This is a genomic window from Dyadobacter sp. CY347, from assembly GCF_021502655.1.
Taxonomy (GTDB): Bacteria; Bacteroidota; Bacteroidia; order Cytophagales; family Spirosomataceae; genus Dyadobacter.
On the sequence record NZ_JAKFFT010000004.1, the window covers coordinates 190,719 to 206,323 of the forward strand.

The window sequence follows — 15,605 nt, forward strand, 5'->3', positions numbered from 1 at the left end:
TCAAAAATTTGGATCCGGAAAATTTTAAAAGAGTGAAAACTCTTGCGGGAATTCCTATGCTTTTTAAATCTATTAGCCATAAAAATGTTAGCCATGAAAACTTTATTCTTAACTATTCTTGCGGCCCTGATTTCCGGGCTGGTCTGCATGAGTTCCGCTGCTGTTGGTCAATCTTTATCATCAGGAAGTAAAATTTCAGGGATAGTAATTGACTCTGCGAGCAATAAACCGCTTGATTTTGTGACCGTTAATCTCATGCTCGGAAATGGTGCTGTGAAAGCTGATTTTACGAAAACCAATGGCTCCTTTTCTTTTGAAAAACTGAAACCCGGGAAATATTCAGTGGTGATCGTGGGCGTGGGTTATCTTTCAAAAACCATTAACGCGGATCTTTCAGACAGCTTAAAAAACACAGTCGACTTGGGCGCAATTTACATTAGTCCATCTATTGTTGGCTTGAAGGAAGTCACAGTAACTGCTTTCAAACCTATTGTAAAACATGAGATTGACCGCATTACTTACGATCTGCAGGCCGATCCGGAAAGCAAGGTTTACAGTGTGCTCGAAATGATGCGCAAAGTGCCTTTTCTGTCTGTGGATGGTGATGAGAACATTTACCTGAAAGGCAATGCGGATTTCAAGATCCTGATCAATGGAAAACCTTCCAGCATGGTCGAGCGCAGTTACAAGGAGGTTTTGCGGAGCATGCCGGCTTCTTCCATCGAACGCATTGAAGTAATCACAACGCCGCCAGCAAAATATGACGCCGAAGGTTTGGCGGGCATTATCAACATTATTACCAACAAAAAAGTGGATAACGGCTACAACGGCACATTGAATGTAAGCGAGCGTTTCCGGGTAGGCGGACCAGGTTTTGGCGGGACATTTTCGGCAAAGCTGGGAAAATTCGGGATGACGGCGCTGGCTGGCGGCAGCATTTACGACACGCCGCTGACACGCACTCAGGTGGGACGGACTGCATTGGGAACAGAACCTTCGGAATTATTTCAGGAAAGTTTTGCAAGATCGGGAAACAGGAACGGATACGTCGGCTATGAGGTTAGTTATGAAGTGGATAGCCTCAATTTGTTGAGTGCACAGGTGAATTTTAACGGAAGCAAATCCGATGGTTCGGGTAACCAGACTTCGGTAATTAATGTAGATGACGCAGTCGTGGAGGGTTACCGTGTCAGAAATAATAACGATGGTCACGGCAATGGAATGGATGCTGCATTGAATTATCAGAAAGGTTTTAAAGCAGACAAAAACAGGCTTTTGACATTCTCTTACCGTTACTATGGTTTTGATAACAACCAAAATAGCAATCTGCTGATCTCAGAGCGGATCAATTACGACACGCCCGATTACAGGCAAATCAACGACCAAAGTTTTTCTGAGCAGACTTTTCAGGTGGATTATGTGTATCCAGTCAAAAAACTGAACATTGAAGCTGGCTTAAAAGGCATTATGCGGAATAACAAAAGTGATTTCCAATACAGCACGTATGATGCAGAAAGCAAGACGTTTATAGTAAATTCCGATATGAGTAATATGTTCAATAACACACAGAATGTGTTTGGCGCATACAACACTTATCAATACAACTTCAAAAACTGGGGCGTTAAGGCGGGTGCAAGGATTGAGCAAACTGTGATTGATGCCGATTTTGTTTCTACGGACTCAGAAGTGAGGCAAAATTACTTCAATGTCATCCCGTCGGTTTCAATTAACAGGAAATTCAAAGATAATGCTGGCCTCAATTTTGGTTATACCCAACGCATTCAGCGTCCCGGAATTTACCAGCTCAATCCATTCATCGACCGCACCAATCCAAGTTTTGAAAGAACCGGTAACCCTGATCTGCGGCCTGCGTTTGTGCACGATTTACAATTGGGTTATAGCAAGTCAAAAAAGGGCTCTATTAATTTTGGTGTAGGCTTTACACAGTTCAAAGACCTGATTTTTGCCGTTGCGGTTTACAATCCGGAGACCGAAATTACGCGCACATCATACGGAAACACAGGGAAAGCCAGGCTCATTAATGGAAATCTAAATGCGAATTATCCAATCACGAAAAAATGGAATTTCAGTGCAAACCTGCGCATTGCACACGGAAAAGTTACCGGCATTGTGAACGGCGCGACAATCACTAATAGCGGCGTAATGTATCAATTGTCTGCTTCTACGGGCTACAAACTGGAAAACGACTGGCGTATCAATGCAAATCTGGTTAGCATGGGGCCGAGCGTGAATTTGCAAGGCACCTCCAATTCGATGATCAGCCAGTCTTTCAGTGTAAACAAGGACATTATAAGGGATAAACTTTCGTTTTCGGCAGCCGCTAATAACCCTTTTACCAAATTCAGAAAATACCATACGGAAACGTCCGGGCCGAATTTTACATCCTTTAATGACAGGAGAGATTACTTCCGATATTTCAATATGAGCTTAAATTACAAATTTGGGCGGTTGAAAGAAGCCATCAAGAAAAACAAGCGCAGCATCAGAAATGACGATGTTCAAAATTGATTTGCTGGGTTAAGATTCCTTCCAAAGTCGCTAATACACGAGAAGGATTCTTAACGCACAGGCGAACATGCATGTCCGGTATCGAACAATTGCCATCATTACAAAACGCTGACATTCAGTTGTTTGTGGTGATGGCATAACTTTGTTGTCCTGAAAACCAAAAGCCTCAATAGCCATGTTTCAAAACTATCTCAAAATTGCAGTAAGGAACTTGCTGAAACACAAGACATTCAGCTTCATCAATATATCCGGAGTTGCTATTGGTCTTGCTTGTTTTTTGCTTTTATCCCTTTATGTCAAAGACGAGCTCAGCTATGACCGGTTTCATGCAAATGCTGAGCGCATTTATCGTTTGAACCGGACATTCCTATCCAAAGACGGCACAGAATCGCTTCGTTTGGGACATGCGGCACCGCCTTTTGGACCGTTGGTAAAGCAGGATTTTCCTGAGGTTGAGCAGGTTGTGCGTATGCTGGAAATGGGTGGTCTCATTGAGTATGGTGAAAATATTTATAATGAAGGTAATGTGTTCGCAGCCGAGGCTAATATTTTCAAGCTTTTCTCCTTTAAAGTAATCCAGGGTAACCCCGACAAAGCGCTGGAAAACCCATTCTCCATCATGTTTTCAAAAAAGATGGCGGAAAAATATTTTGGAAAAGAAAACCCGATCGGAAAGACTGTTAAGCTGGAAAATCACTTTGATTGCACCGTAACAGGCGTTTTTGAGTCTTTGCCGTCCCAATCGCATTTTCATCCGGAAGCTTTGATCTCCTTCTCCACATTAAATGACGGCCGTGTTTATGGAGCCGAAGGTTTGAGGTCAAACTGGGGGAACAATTCGTTCTCAACATTTTTACTTTTACCTAAAAATTACGATCCGCAAAAGCTGGTCAAAGCGTTTCCCGCATTTCAGAACCGCCATATTGATACCAATGCATCAACATATTCGGTCCTTAATCTTACCAAACTTACAGATATACATTTACACTCACATCTTGATTCGGAAATTGAGTCTAATGGTGATATCCAATATGTTTACCTGTTCTCAGCCATCGCAATTTTCATTCTGGTTATTGCATGCATTAACTATATGAACCTGGCCACCGCGCGTTCTGCCACGCGGGCCAAAGAAGTGGGAATGCGCAAAGTGATCGGCGCGGTAAGGCATCAGCTGATCCGGCAGTTTTTGAGTGAATCTATTTTGCTGGTCGTTGTCTCGTTGTTTTTTGCCATTGTGCTCGTGGTGATATGCCTTCCTTTCTTGAATGACTTTACCCAGAAACAACTTTCTTTCAATGCTTTACTGGATCCCTTATTCCTGAGCATTGTGCTGGCAATCACGTTGTTCACGGGCGTGATCGCAGGAAGTTATCCGGCGTTTTTTATGACATCTTTTCAGCCATTGAGTGTATTTAAGGGCCGGGTCGCGTCAGCATTGAAGAATGGAAAGTTGCGTCAGGGGCTTGTGGTAACGCAATTTGCGATCGCGGTTGTGCTCATCATTTGTACGGCTGTGGTTTACAATCAAATGAAGTATGTGAAAAATTATAAGCTTGGTTTTTCCAAAGATCAAATGGTGCTTTTGCGTGCAGGAAGTGATTCGGTCATCAACTACGAGAGCATTAAGCAGCAGTTGAAGGCAAACAGCAACATTGTTGAAGTAGGAAGGTCGTCGCGCGTTCCTTCGGGCAGGTTGCTGGATTCCTGGGAAGCTTATGTCATGAAAGGGGACTCAATGGCACCGGCTGATATTGGTGTAAAATCATTGTCGGTGGACGAAGATTTTATTCCCGCATATCAAATTGAAATGGCCGCCGGCCGGAATTTTTCGAAGGCTTTTTCAACGGATAAAACCAATGGGTTCATCCTGAATGAAACCGCTGTGAAGCAGCTGGGCTGGAAAAATCCGGGCGACGCCATCGGCGCTCGATTTGGTTATGGCGAGATCCGCGGCCAGATCGTGGGTGTGACAAAGGATTATCATTTCGAATCATTGCATCAGAAAGTGGCTCCTATCGCGATGTTTGCGCAAACAGACCGGTTGGGCTGGATGTCGGTGCACATTTCGGGTGGGAATATTAAAGAAGCCCTGGCGCACATTGAATCGGTTTGGCAAAGACAATTTCCTGACAGACCATTTGAATATGAGTTCCTGGATCAAAAATTCGGCGTTTTGTATGCCACAGAACAAACCCAGCAGCTGCTGTTCGGCATTTTTTCGGGCATAGCGATCTTTATTTCCTGCATGGGTTTACTTGGATTGTCGATTTTCGTGGCTGAGATCCGCACCAAAGAAATAGGCGTAAGGAAAGTGCTTGGCGCATCCATCGCCAGCCTTGTGATCATGCTATCCAATGATTTTCTTAAACTGGTGATTATAGCGATTATAGTTGCCTCACCCATAGCTTGGTATGCTATGAACAACTGGCTTCAAAACTTTGCCTACCATACAAACATTAATTGGGGCGTATTCATGTTTGCCGCATTCATTTCCATTGCAATCGCCTTATTTACAATCAGTTTCCAAAGCATTAAAGCTGCGCTGATGAATCCGGTGAAGTCCCTAAAAAGTGAATAAAGATTTACAATAAAACCATAACACATGCTTAAAAATTATTTTAAAATTGCCGTCCGTAACCTCTGGAAGTACAAAACCAATTCTTTTATCAGCATCATGGGGCTTGCCCTGGGAATTGGTTGTTTGCTGTTATTAGCCACCTATGTGCTTCATGAAGTTCGTTATGACCGCTTCCAGGTCAATAGCGACCACATTGTAAGGGTCAACTTTTTCTACCAATCCGGTGATAGTGAACCGGTCCATATTGCTGTTACACCCACTGCGGTGGGGCCTGCTTTTGCCCGTGAATTTGCTGAAATCAAAGAAGCCGTCCGGATTTATCCTTTTAGCGCCGGGGGACCGGTTGCCGTGAAATACAATGAAGCGCTGTTCAACGAGAAAAAGGTCCTTTTCGCAGATGCATCATTTTTCAAAATTTTTCCAACTCAATTTATTGAAGGCGATCAGGCAACGGCATTGGCACAGCCTAATTCCGTAGTTATAGACGAAACCACTGCCCGGAAATATTTCGGACAGGAAAGCGCGATAGGGAAGTCGGTGACGATGAATGAGAACCTGAGAATGCAAGTGACGGGCGTGATCTCCGATATTCCGTCTTATTCGCATATAAAATTCAACTGGCTAGGCAGTTACAGCACATTGCCCCGTTCCAAAACCGAAGCATTTGACTCGGCAAACGACTACACTTATCTGCTGTTGCAACCGGAGGCGAAAATCGGGACATTACAAGCAAAAGTCGATAAATTCGCTGCCAAAAACCTGAATAATCCGCAGGATCGGTCCACGAAAGTGAAATTGGATCTCGAAGCATTTAACCGCATTCACCTCTATTCCAATGTTTCCGCTGGCTTGGAGGCTTCCGGCAACTACAAATACGTTTACATTCTATCCGGTGTCGGGTTACTTATCCTGATCATCGCCTGCATCAATTTCATTAATCTGGTCACTGCCCGTTCCGCAGTCCGGGCACGTGAAGTAGGCGTGCGCAAAGTGATGGGCGCGGCCAGGACGCAAGTTTTTCGTCAGTATCTCTTTGAATGTGGCCTCATTACGCTTGGTGCCATTTTGGTGGGGCTGCTCATTGCTCTTCTGGGCTTTCCCATCATTAGCAATATTTCCGGAAACGCGCTTGGCTTTAAGATATGGCCGGCCGTTTATGTGATCCTGCTACTGTTCTCGCTGGGCATTGGCGTAACATTGCTGTCAGGGCTTTACCCGGCTGCGGTGCTTTCCAGGTTTGAGCCGATCAAAGTTTTAAAAGGAAAAGTGCTTGCCACGAAGGGAGGAAGCGGTTTGCGCAGCTCGCTGGTCGTTTTTCAGTTTACCACTTCAATCCTTTTTATCATTGGGACGATTATTGCCAATCAGCAACTTCAATTCATTCAAAATAAAAATCTCGGTTTGAATCCGTCACAAATCATTGTAATGGACATCAGCTCGGGCATTTCCGCCGGAAAACTTGCGGCGATCAAGAATGATTTGCTGAGCCATCCAATCGTAAAGTCGGTGACCGCATCTTACGATTCGCCAGTGAATGTGCAAGGCGGTTATACCATTTCAGCGAGCGACAAGCCGCAGAATTTCCAGCTGAATATCACCGCAATCCCGGTGGAAAAGGATTTTGTCCAAACACTCGGGATGGAACTAGTTGCAGGCCAAAATTTCAGCAATACGGATATTTTACAGGCAACCACCGATTCCGCTGCATTGCGAAAATTTGCATTCATACTAAACGAATCAGCTGTGAAGGCGTTGGGCTGGACTCCGGAAACTGCCATAGGGAAATTGGTAAATATGAATGGTCGGGAAGGGGCAGTGAAAGCAGTTGCAAGGGATTTTCATTTCAGATCAATGCACGAGAAAATAGGCCCGATTGCAATCATTCCCGAATACAATTATTTTGGAAAGGTGATGGTGAAAATTGGCGCCAACGAAAGTGCACAAGCAGTAGAGCTGCTGAAAAAGAGCTGGAAAGAAAACTTTCCGATGCGGCCGTTCGAGTATCATTTTCTGGATCAGGAATTTGACGATATGTATAAGGCCGAAACCCGCGTTTCATCCATCCTTGGGCTGTTTTCCGGCATAACAATCTTTATATCCTGCCTGGGATTATTCGCATTGATCGCATTTATTTCAGAGCAGAGAACGAAAGAAATCGGTGTCAGGAAAGTGTTGGGAGCTTCGATAGCAAGCATTGTCCTGCTGCTTTCAAAAGATTTTGTGAAACTCATGCTGATCGCGATCGCTATTGCTGTTCCGGCAGCCTGGTATGGCATGAACAAATGGCTCTCCGACTTTGCATATCAGATTAAAATCAGTCCTATTACCTTCATATATGTCGGACTTGGAGCAATTGCAATTGCCTTATTTACAATTAGTTTCCAAAGCATTAAAGCCGCGTTGATGAACCCGGTTGAGTCTTTAAAAAATGAATGAGCAGGCCTAGGCCAAAAACCTGAACTTATGCTTAAAAATCATCTCAAAGTTGCGCTGCGGACCATTCTCCGATATCGCAATTACACCATCCTGAATGTATTAGGCCTGTCTGTGGGCGTAGCCGCTTGTTTGCTGCTTTACGTCGTATATTCCTATGAGTCAGGGTTTGACAAATTTCACAGCAAGTACAACCGCATTTACCGCATAGTAAAGCAAACGGACTACGCGACAGGGCAAACTGATTTCACACCCGGGAGCCCGCTGCCATTTTTCGCGGCTTTGAAAGTGGATATCCCCCAGTTTGAAAAGCTGGTGCCGATTTATGGCACGCTGGAACCACAGGTAACAATTCTGGGAAAAGATGCGAACAATCAAGCGTCCGACAAGAAATTTTATGAAGATAATGACGGCTTACTCACTGTCCCTGAGTTCTTTGATATTTTCGATTTTCCATTTTTAGCTGGCTCTAAATCCGTTCTGAAAGACCCTAATGTCATTGTGCTTTCGCAGAGAAGGGCTGAAAAATATTTCGGGAACTGGCAGGAGGCCGTAGGGCAGTTTATTAAAATCAATAACAAAACGGTGATGAAAGTGGGCGGGATCCTGGCCAATCCGCCGGTCAATACAGATTTTCCGGTCGATATCGTCGTTTCGTACGAATCCAAGCGGCAGCAACCGTTGCTATTTGGCTTTGGAGGTTTTGAAAGTTGGGGCGGCACGAGCAGCAATGATCAGTTATTTGTGCTTCTGCCCGAACATGTTGCGCCAGCAACCATTGATCGGTTGTTGGGAAAATTTGTTGCCAAACATTATAACAACAAGAAAGACAATTTCAAGATCAAACACTTTTTAAGCCCGCTGGCCGATCAGCATTACGACGACCGTTATCCCAACTATTCCGACCATATCATTAGTAAAAACGTGCTTTGGACCCTGGTAGTGATCGGAATTCTGATCATTTCAATGGCTTGCATTAATTTCATTAACCTCGCCACTGTTCAATCAGTCCGTCGCTCGAAGGAAGTGGGTGTGCGGAAAGTGCTTGGAAGCGGCCGGTCGGAGCTAATGCGGCAGTTTTTGAGTGAAACTGTGCTCATCGTTGGATTTGCAGTTGTTCTTGGGGTGGTGATTGCCATGCTCAGCATGCCTTTGCTTGGCAAAATTTCGCGTGTTCCCGCAGAGCTTCCGGTCGTTCAAAATCCGCAGCTGTGGTTTTTTATTGGTGCGCTGGCTATTATAGTAAGCTTTGTCGCAGGGTTTTATCCAGCAGTCGTAATGTCAGGCTTCCGGCCGATTGAGGCGATTAAAAGCAAGATCGCGAACCGGTCATTGGGGGGTGTTTCTTTACAAAAAACGCTTATTATCGTTCAATTCGGCATTTCTCAAATTCTCGTTGTGGGTACCATTGTGACCATTGCACAAATGAAATACATTGGTAACCTTGATCTGGGTTTTGTCAAAGAAGGCGTCTATTCCGTGAATCTGGATGAGGCCTACCAGACGCGTTTTGAAACATTAAGAAATGAACTTCTGCAAAGTCCTGACATTTCTTCCGTCAGCTTTTCATCCGATGTTCCCTCGTCCGATGATAATTGGTCCGGCAATTTTGCTTTTGATAACAAAGGAAAAGACGAAGATTTTCAGCTTTTTAACAAATTCGCCGATCATCATTATTTCCAGGCTTATGGTTTGGAGTTTGCTGCTGGCGGCCCCTATCAGGCCGGGGATTCCATTGGATCCTGTGTCGTAAATGAAACATTTCTGCAAAAGGTGGGGATCAAAGATCCGCAACAGGCCATTGGTAAAAACCTCCGGATGGGCGGCGGCGACTGGCAGCCTATTGTGGGTGTCGTGAAGGATTTCAAGGCGAACTCAGCAAGGGACGCAGCCAAGCCGATTATGATCATGCCTATGCCAAAATATTACTGGCTGGCGGGAATAAAAATCGAAACTAAAAACGTGTCACGTGCCGTAGGTGAGATTGAGAAAATATATGCGCGCGTATTTCCGGAGGTGACATTACAAGGAAAGTTTTTCGATCAGAGCATTGAGGAGTTTTATAATCAGGACCGTCAGCTGAGCTTACTGTATCAAATTTTTGCCGGACTTTCCATCTTTATCGCCTGCCTGGGTTTATTTGGGCTTGCCACATTCATGGCGCAGCAGCGCATGAAGGAAATTGGTGTAAGAAAAGTGCTTGGAGCGTCGGTAACAAGCATTGTCGGGTTGCTTTCCCGGGACTTCTTGCTGCTGGTGTTTATCGCAATTGTGCTGGCATCGCCGCTGGCCTGGTATTTCATGAATAAATGGCTGCAAGACTTTGAGTATAAGATTACGATTAGTTGGTGGATGTTCGCTGTGAGTGCGGTAACGGCGATCTTAATTGCGTTCACAACCGTAAGTTTCCAGAGCATTAAGGCCGCATTGATGAACCCGGTTAAGTCGTTGAAGAGTGACTAAACGTATATTGCAGACCGATTAGTAATTTCAAAGGATAGATCTATTGAAATTAATCGGAATATTTAGTAATATTTGTAGTTTATATGGTCATATTTAACTACCTCAAACTACTATTTATATGCGCCGTACGCTCTATTATTCCCTGATTTTTGCATTCATGCTTTTTGCGCAAGCCTGTGTGGATCATCAGCTGCCTGGAAATCCGCCTCAATTGGAAACGCTGAAATGGACTTCCGGCAACGGTTGGAAGTGTAGTTACACTTTGCATTTGGACATTAAGGACGTCGGGACGAAGACTGTGAAGGAATACGGAATCGTTTACACGACAATCGGAGTTGGAAATCCGCGTGTGGGCAATCCTGTCGTAGAAAATGATGTGAAAGAAGTTTTCCCGCTGCCGTTTTTACCCGGCCCTAAACACAAGCAATCCGGTGAGATTTGCGGAGGCAATGTATATTATCGAGCTTATGCTATCATGGAAGATAACTCCGTCGTTTACGGAAACGAGATAGCTTTCAACTATAATTAGGGCTGTCTTACTGTCCAGACTAAAAAATCAGCTGTTCGATTTCGGACAGCTGATTTTTTGTTTTAAAATACAAATGTTTGATAATGAGAAAATTATAAGTGATCGCAAAATTGGCACATATGTTTTGAAAGTGCACAGAGCGCTCAGCCCGCGCTGCAACAACAATCCTTCGACCGATAACCATGCTGAAAAACTATCTTAAAATTGCCCTTCGGAACTTGTGGAAGCACAAAGTTTTTTCTTTTATCAACATTATGGGACTGACTGTCGGGATGTCGGCCTGTTTTCTGATATTTCTTTATGTGAATTTTGAGTTGAGTTATGACGCGTTCCACACCAAGTCTGACCGCATTTACAGGCTGGTAACCGATATTAAGACACCTTCTGAAACCATTAATGCGGGTATAACTTCCTGGGCTTTTGCACCAAGCATTAAAAGTGATTTTCCCGAAGTTGAGGCTTTCACCCGTGTTAGCGGGGGGAGTTTTCTGGTCAGAAAGGGCGACATCAAATTCCAGGAAGACAAAACGGTTTTTGCTGATTCGACGCTCTTTCAGGTTTTTGATTTCAAACTCATTAAAGGGGATCCGAAAACAGCATTAAAGGATCAATTAAGCATTGTTTTTACGGAAAAGGCTGCTAAGAAATATTTTGGTGATGCGGATCCGGTAGGGCAAACATTGCTGCTTTCGGGCGATGGTTTACCGGCGAAAGTGACAGGCGTAATGCAGGACATTCCTGAAAATTCCCAGATCAAAGGCGATATGTTCGTCTCGATGACCACCATGACGCAGCGGTTCAACAAAGGACTGGACGATCAATGGGGCAATTTTGGCGCTACAACATATTTACTTCTCACTCCCGGAACCACCAAAACGGCACTTGAAAACAAGTTTCCGGCATTTCTTGAAAGGCGTGCGGGCAAAACAATGAAGGAATCGCAAATGTATTATAAGCTCTTCTTGGAGCCATTGCGGGATGTTTATTTAAAATCGACCAGAGATACGGCCGAATCCGGAAGCATGAATAACGTGTATGTATTCTCGGTTGTAGCCATATTCATTCTGCTGATCGCCTGCATTAATTTTATAAACCTTACTACTGCAAGATCAGTAGAACGGGCCAAGGAAGTGGGGATCCGGAAAGTTGTTGGTGCGCCTAAGATGCTCGTTGCGCGGCAATTTATCAGTGAGTCCATTCTTTTGTGTTTGATCGCATTTGTGTTTGCCGTCGTGCTTTCAACTGCATTGATTCCCCTTTTTAATAACCTTTCAGGCAAAGTTATCAGCACCGGAATTATGGATAACCTGCCTTTTGTGGCCGGAATGTTCATTGCCGCTATCCTTATTGGCATATTGGCGGGTATTTATCCTGCATTGGTGTTGTCTTCATTTGAACCCGTAGTTGTTTTGAAAGGGCGCTTTACGACCAGTGTGAAAGGGATTTTGTTAAGAAAGTCATTGGTAACCATTCAATTTGCCATTTCGATTGCGCTGATCATTGCGACCATTGTGGTTTACATTCAAATGGATTTCATGCGGAACCGCGATCTTGGTTTTAGTAAAGACCAGATGATGATCGTTAACTCGCAGGGTGATCCCAAAAAAGACGCATTCAAGCAGTCCCTGGCGGACCTGACGGGCGTAAAGTCAACGGCAACATCATCCAGCGTGCCGGGCAGTGGTAATCCCGGAGCATATTCAGAAATTGAAAACAAAAGCGGGGATTTACAGATTGCAAACCTGGATTTGTATTTTGTTGACTTTGATTATATCCAGCAATTTGGCTTGAAAATGGCTGCCGGACGTCCTTTTTCACGGGAATTCGGAACGGATACAACGCAGGCAATGGTGATGAACGAAGCCGCTGTAAAGTTGTTTGGTTACAGCTCGCCGGAAGAAGCCATAGGCCGCAGGTTTAAGCAATGGGGCCGCGAAGGGAAGATCGTTGGTGTGATTAAAGATTTTCACTTCCGGTCGTTGCAGGAAACCATTAAGCCGCTGACCATGCGCATTGAGCCTGGCGGCAGCGAGCTGGTTTCCATCAAAATCGACGGCGGTAACATTAAAGAAACTGTTGCGGCTGTAGAGCAAAAATGGAGGACGGTCATGCCAAACCGGCCGTTTAGTTACTATTTTATGGACGAGTTCTTTGACCGGCAGTACAGAAGTGAAGAGCGTTTTGAAAAGCTATTCTTCAATTTCGCTATCCTCGCCATTTTCATTTCATGTCTCGGATTACTCGGCCTGGCTTCTTACAGCACAATGCAGCGCACAAAGGAAATTGGCGTAAGGAAAGTGATGGGCGCATCAACGGGCAGCATTGTAGGACTACTATCCAAAGATTTCCTGAAACTGGTGCTCATTGCATTTGTAATAGCTTCACCGATAGCATACTATGGAATGTATCGCTGGCTCGAAAACTTCGCTTATAAGACCGACATTTACTGGTGGATCTTCGCAGTTGCAGCCTTCTTATCAGCCGCTATTGCATTCGCGACAGTGAGTTTTCAAAGTATCCGGGCAGCGTTGATGAATCCGGTGAAGAGTCTTAGGAGTGAATGAGTGAGCGGTCGCCTCTGCGATGAATGCGTCAATAAATCTCTTTTTATGCTCCGGAATTATCTTAGGGTTGCCTGGCGGAATTTGGTGAGGAACAAGGTTTACTCGGCTATTAATGTGGCCGGTTTGGGCATTGGTATGGCTGGGGCGATCATTATTTTCCAGCTGGTTTCTTACCATTTGGGTGTTGATAAGCATCATGCGCAGGCGGATAAGATCTTCCGTATGGTGGTGGATCTGCATTTGGAAGATGGCTCTGTCGAGCATGAGAAGGGCTCGGCTTTTGCCTTGCATACGGCGCTCAGGAAGGAGTTTGCAAATGTTTCACATGCCGCTTACCTGGCCGAGCGCGAATTGACTATCAGCATAGAACAAGCCAATAATTCAAAAAAATTTTTCGAAAAATCATCGGCAGCATTTACAGATTCGGAGTTCTTTAAAATATTTGATTATCAATTTTTAGCGGGTAATGCGGCGGTTCTGAATGTGCCGGGGCACATTGTTATTACGGAGCGTTATGCCCAAAAATATTTCGGAAAATCGAATCCAATGGGCCGCCTGATCCGGCTTAATAATGCCGAAAATGTGACTGTTGCAGGTGTTATCAAAGATTTTCCGGAGCAAACCGATTTTAAAAAAGACGTTTTCGTTTCGCTTCCAACATTAAAAAAGCTGATTCCTGAGTATGGATATGAGGATTGGGGCTGGATCGACAGTAATAGGGAAACTTTTGTGAGCCTGCGTTCGGAAGAGGATAAGGCGGCATTGGAAAATCAGCTCGTTGCGTTTGCTAAGAAGATTCACGGTGCCGACAGCAATGTATTCCATTATCATTTGCAACCGCTTTCGGACATTCATTTCAACATGAATTATGGGGGAAAGATCAAATATTACACCATCGTAATGCTGGCGACGGTCGGTTTGCTGCTGATACTCATAGCCTGTTTCAATTTTATCAACATTTCCACGGCGCAGTCATTTAAGAGGAGCAAGGAAGTGGGGATCAGAAAAGTGCTGGGCGTTTCGCAATGGCAGGTGTTCTGGCTTTTTATTTACGAAGCCGCTCTTTTCTCGGGCATGTCGTTCGTTTTATCAATTTTGCTTTCCAAACTGCTGGCTCCTGTAATTAGTAACTGGCTGGAAATCATTGTGGAAGTGAACATTTTTACTGATTTCACCCTGCTTGCATTCAGCTTTTTGCTGTTGTTTTTTGTCGTGTGCGTGGCGGGCATTTATCCTGCATTGGTTATTTCAAATTTGAATCCAATCCGGGCGATCAAGGGTATGACACTCGCCAATGACGGCGGCTCGTTTTCAGTTAGAAAAGGCCTTGTAGTAGCGCAATTCAGCATTTCGTTTGTTTTAATCGCTGTTTCAATGGTGATCATCCTCCAATCCAGATATCTGAAAAACAAAGATCTGGGCTTGAATAAAGACTTGATCCTGCATGTAGGTTTGCCGGAAACTGAAACCGCAAAAATTGAAGCGCTGAGCAATGAGATTCCAGGAATTAAAGAAGTCGCCAGCATTTCATTTTTCAGAAACCCACCTTCTTCACAGGCAGGAAACGGCGGCAGCATTAAATTTGAAAACCGCGATTGGGAAAAGTTTGTAGCCCGGTCCAGGGTTGCAGACAACCATTATATAGCCACTTATGGATTGAAACTCATTGCCGGGCGCAATGCTGTTCAGTCAGATACACTTCATGAGTTATTGATTAACAATAAGTTAGCTAAATCCTTAGGGTTGAAATCGCCTGAGGAAGCATTGAATAAGCGTCTGGTGGTCGGTGACATGGATAACAAGACAGGCGTGATTGTGGGTGTTTTGTCAGATTTCAACAATGCGGATCTTTACTCCACCATCGAACCGACGGTCATTTATGCATCAAAGAAGCATTATCGCAGCGCCGGGATTAAGCTGCAAAACCTCAGCGCTTCTACGATTCCGGACATTATGAAGGTTTGGCAGAAACACTTTCCGGAATATGTGTTCCAATATAGTTTTTACGACGAGGAGATCGCCGGATTTTACAAAAGGGAAGAGTTGGCTTCCAATCTTACCTCCATGTTTGCGCTTTTATCTGTATTTCTGTCCTGTCTTGGCCTTTTCGGTCTGGCGCTGTTTTCCATCGAGCAACGCACCAAGGAAATTGGCATTCGCAAAGTTTTAGGGGCTTCCATTGCCAGTATAACTACATTATTATCAATGGATTTCTTGCGGCTCGTTGCCATAGCGATCATTATAGCGAGCCCGGTTTCCTATTTTTTTATGAACAAATGGTTGCAGGATTTTGCATTCAGGATCGACATTGAATGGTGGATTTTTGCCGTTTCCGCCCTCCTTGCAATCGCCATCGCTTGCCTTACCGTTGGCTATCAGTCCGTCAAGGCCGCGCTTGCGAATCCTGTGAAAACATTGAAAACCGAGTAGGGTAGGCCGCACCGTTTAATAACATTGAATTAATTTCCAGGTAGAAAATTTTCGTGCAAACGTCTTTATCTTGCAAGGT

At 44.5% G+C, this 15,605-nt stretch carries 7 protein-coding genes; all 7 read left to right on the forward strand.

Going from position 1 to position 15,605, the window contains the following annotated elements:
• Window positions 1-93 precede the first annotated feature (93 nt).
• Window positions 94-2,529: an outer membrane beta-barrel protein gene (locus tag L0659_RS08980; RefSeq protein ID WP_235125529.1), complete on the forward strand. Its 2,436-nt coding sequence runs from the start codon at window positions 94-96 to the stop codon at window positions 2,527-2,529.
• Between the two features lie 175 nt (window positions 2,530-2,704).
• Window positions 2,705-5,107, forward strand: a complete 2,403-nt coding sequence (locus L0659_RS08985; RefSeq protein ID WP_235125530.1) for an ABC transporter permease — start codon at window positions 2,705-2,707, stop codon at window positions 5,105-5,107.
• 24 nt (window positions 5,108-5,131) lie between these two features.
• Window positions 5,132-7,543, forward strand: coding sequence for an ABC transporter permease (locus L0659_RS08990; protein WP_235125531.1), 2,412 nt, complete (start codon window positions 5,132-5,134; stop codon window positions 7,541-7,543).
• Window positions 7,544-7,570: 27 nt separating this feature from the next.
• Window positions 7,571-10,003: an ABC transporter permease gene (locus L0659_RS08995; protein WP_235125532.1), complete on the forward strand. Its 2,433-nt coding sequence runs from the start codon at window positions 7,571-7,573 to the stop codon at window positions 10,001-10,003.
• 118 nt (window positions 10,004-10,121) lie between these two features.
• Window positions 10,122-10,532 (forward strand): hypothetical protein, encoded by a 411-nt coding sequence (locus tag L0659_RS09000; protein WP_235125533.1) that lies wholly within the window; start codon window positions 10,122-10,124, stop codon window positions 10,530-10,532.
• A 182-nt stretch (window positions 10,533-10,714) separates the two neighbouring features.
• On the forward strand, window positions 10,715-13,096 hold the full coding sequence (locus L0659_RS09005) for an ABC transporter permease (RefSeq protein WP_235125534.1): 2,382 nt from the start codon (window positions 10,715-10,717) through the stop codon (window positions 13,094-13,096).
• Between the two features lie 45 nt (window positions 13,097-13,141).
• Window positions 13,142-15,526 (forward strand): FtsX-like permease family protein, encoded by a 2,385-nt coding sequence (locus L0659_RS09010; protein WP_235125535.1) that lies wholly within the window; start codon window positions 13,142-13,144, stop codon window positions 15,524-15,526.
• The last annotated feature ends 79 nt before the right edge of the window (window positions 15,527-15,605 follow it).

Excerpts from the sequence above, each read along its gene's own strand:
- L0659_RS09005 (WP_235125534.1), top strand. The coding sequence starts at position 10,715 with ATGCTGAAAAACTATCTTAAAATTGCCCTTCGGAACTTGTGGAAGCAC.
- L0659_RS08985 (WP_235125530.1), top strand. The coding sequence starts at position 2,705 with ATGTTTCAAAACTATCTCAAAATTGCAGTAAGGAACTTGCTGAAACAC.
- L0659_RS09010 (WP_235125535.1), top strand. The coding sequence starts at position 13,142 with ATGCTCCGGAATTATCTTAGGGTTGCCTGGCGGAATTTGGTGAGGAAC.
- L0659_RS09000 (WP_235125533.1), top strand. The coding sequence starts at position 10,122 with ATGCGCCGTACGCTCTATTATTCCCTGATTTTTGCATTCATGCTTTTT.
- L0659_RS08995 (WP_235125532.1), top strand. The coding sequence starts at position 7,571 with ATGCTTAAAAATCATCTCAAAGTTGCGCTGCGGACCATTCTCCGATAT.
- L0659_RS08980 (WP_235125529.1), top strand. The coding sequence starts at position 94 with ATGAAAACTTTATTCTTAACTATTCTTGCGGCCCTGATTTCCGGGCTG.
- L0659_RS08990 (WP_235125531.1), top strand. The coding sequence starts at position 5,132 with ATGCTTAAAAATTATTTTAAAATTGCCGTCCGTAACCTCTGGAAGTAC.